The organism is Streptomyces sp. NPDC054847 (genome assembly GCF_053610925.1).
Window position 1 is genome coordinate 1 of the sequence record NZ_JBSGZJ010000676.1, and the last position, 2,495, is coordinate 2,495.

The following is a 2,495-nucleotide window of genomic DNA, read 5'->3' on the forward strand; positions in this document are numbered from 1 at the left end:
CGCGCGCCGGTCGGGCCCTCTTCGTTCCTTGCCTCTCCGGTGCCCTGTCAGGTCCGGAGGGTGCCGCAGGTCAAACCACCGTGGTGCCCAGCGAGGCGTGCGCCTGCTGGAGCGGGGTGAGCGTGCTCACGGGCGCGGCCGGGACCTGTGACCGGCAGGTGAAGCCGAGCCCCGTCATCGCCCGGACGACCTCGCCCGCGCTGAAGTCACGGCGGTCCTGTCGGGTGATGACCGCGCCCACCTGCTTGACGGGGTACTGACGACGGCCGATGACCACGAAGTCACCGGTGATCGGCTCGGGCTTGACGCCCTTCATCGATTCCAGCACGCCACTCTTGGTCAGATCGAAGGGGAAGCGAGCGATGACGCAGCGCATGAGACCTCACAGGGAGAAGTGGGGAAGCGGAAGGGGAGTCCGCAAGGGGTGCGGCGGTTCAACAAGGGAGGGCGGCGACTTCGCTCAGTCGCACCGTGTCCGTGCGGACGGCGCTGTCACGTACGGCCACGAGCTGCGCCAGGGTGACGGATCCGGTGCACTGGTCGTCCGCGTCGCAGATGAGCAGATGCCCGGCGCGGGCGCCGGCCATCACGGACAGCGCCACCTCCACGGTCATGTCGCCCCAGGCCTTCGCGGTCGTGTCGGCACGGACCTGCGGTCCGGCCGCCGCCACGAGGCCGGCCGCCGTCCTGGTGCCGGACATCGGACCGACCGGACGGGGCTTCAGCTGAACCAGTGCCAAGAGATGCCTCCTGCGACGATGGGTGAGGGCCTTGATCAATGACGTCCCGGGCTCTCAGGCCGCGGTGCCGACGGCAGCCTGCCGGCGGGGCGCGCGGCGCGGGGCCTGCGACGCGTTGCGGCCGCGCCGGGCACGGGAGCCGGCGCTGCGCGCGGGGCGCTCGGTCACCGGTGCGGTGATGACGACCGGCGTGCCGGACGGTGCCTGCGCGCCGGTGATGCGGTTCAGTTCGACGCCGCCGGACCTGACCTGAGTGGTCGTCGGGCGGACCCCGGCGTGCGACAGGAGGCGGGCCATGTCGCGGCGCTGGTTCGGGGTCACCAGGGTCACGACGCTGCCCGACTCACCGGCCCGGGCGGTGCGGCCGCCGCGGTGCAGGTAGTCCTTGGGGTCGGTCGGCGGGTCGACGTTGACGACGAGGTCGAGGTTGTCGACGTGGATACCGCGGGCGGCGACGTTCGTGGCGACGAGCACGGTGACATGCCCGGTCTTGAACTGCGCCAGCGTACGGTTCCGCTGCGGCTGGGACTTGCCGCCGTGCAGTCCCGCGGCCCGTACGCCGCTGCTGAGCAGGTCCTTCGTCAGCCGGTCCACGGCGTGCTTGGTGTCCAGGAACATGATCACCCGGCCGTCGCGGGCGGCGATCTCCGTCGTGGTGGCGTGCTTGTCGGAGCTGTCGACGTGCAGCACGTGGTGCTCCATCGTCGTGACGGCGCCGGCCGACGGGTCGACGGAGTGCACGACCGGATCGTTCAGGTAGCGGCGGACGAGCAGGTCGACGTTGCGGTCGAGGGTGGCGGAGAACAGCATCCGCTGGCCGTCCGGGCGCACCTGGTCGAGCAGGGCGGTGACCTGGGGCATGAAGCCCATGTCGGCCATCTGGTCGGCCTCGTCGAGGACCGTGACCGAGACCTGGTCGAGTCGGCAGTCGCCGCGCTGGATCAGGTCCTTCAGCCGTCCGGGAGTCGCCACGACGACCTCCGCGCCGCTGCGCAGCGCACCGGCCTGCCTGCCGATCGACATCCCGCCGACGACCGTGGCCATCCGCAGCCTCAGCGACCGGGCGTACGGGGTGAGCGCGTCGGTGACCTGCTGGGCCAGCTCGCGCGTCGGTACGAGGACCAGCGCCAGCGGAAGCCGCGGCTCTGCGCGCTTCCCCGCGGTACCGGCCAGCATGGCCAGGCCGAAGGCGAGGGTCTTGCCAGAACCGGTACGGCCGCGGCCGAGCACGTCACGGCCGGCCAGGGTGTTGGGCAGCGTCGCGCCCTGGATGGGGAACGGCACGGTCACGCCCTGCGAGGCGAGCGCAGCGAGCAGCTGCTCCGGCATGTCGAGGTCGGCGAACCGCTCGACGGCGGGCAGGGCGGGGGTCACGGTGACGGGGAGGGCGAACTCGCCCTGCGCGGCGGGCCGGCGGCCGTAACCACCGGAGCGGCCACCCCCACCGGAGCGGCCGGAGGAACCCGAGCGGGTGGGAGCCGGCGAGCCGAAACGGCTGCCGCGGCCGGAGCCACCGCCGCTACGGGTGCGGGAATAACGGTCTTCGGTACGTGTGCGGTTCATACGGAACCTTCCTCGATGTGGCACGTATCAAGGAATTACCGCAGCAAAGGAGCAGCACGGAGAATCGCGAGAACGAGCCAGGCAGAAAGCGAAAACGAAAGCGAATCGGGCCGCTCGTGAGAATCCCCGGCAGGTCACCGGGTGGGCAGATCGATTCGGACGTCAAGGCCGGAATGAGTCCCTGCCGAATGT

General features: G+C 71.2%; 3 protein-coding genes. All 3 read right to left on the reverse strand.

Translation table 11 applies throughout. The features are described 5' to 3' along the window. Positions 1-70: 70 nt before the first annotated feature. Genes ACWGH4_RS34075 through ACWGH4_RS34085 form a run of 3 tightly spaced genes read right to left on the reverse strand, consistent with a single transcriptional unit; the run spans position 71 to position 2,303 of the window. Entirely contained in the window at positions 71-376 is a 306-nt protein-coding gene (locus tag ACWGH4_RS34075) for an SCO5918 family protein (protein WP_453467664.1), read from the reverse strand. A 58-nt stretch (positions 377-434) separates the two neighbouring features. Then, a complete protein-coding gene (locus ACWGH4_RS34080) occupies positions 435-740 on the reverse strand; it encodes a CBS domain-containing protein (protein WP_453467666.1) in 306 nt (101 codons plus the stop codon). 54 nt (positions 741-794) lie between these two features. After that, complete coding sequence (locus tag ACWGH4_RS34085; RefSeq protein WP_453467668.1) at positions 795-2,303, reverse strand: DEAD/DEAH box helicase; 1,509 nt, start codon at positions 2,301-2,303, stop codon at positions 795-797. Positions 2,304-2,495 lie beyond the last annotated feature (192 nt).

Excerpts from the sequence above, each read along its gene's own strand:
- ACWGH4_RS34075 (WP_453467664.1), bottom strand. The coding sequence starts at position 376 with ATGCGCTGCGTCATCGCTCGCTTCCCCTTCGATCTGACCAAGAGTGGC.
- ACWGH4_RS34085 (WP_453467668.1), bottom strand. The coding sequence starts at position 2,303 with ATGAACCGCACACGTACCGAAGACCGTTATTCCCGCACCCGTAGCGGC.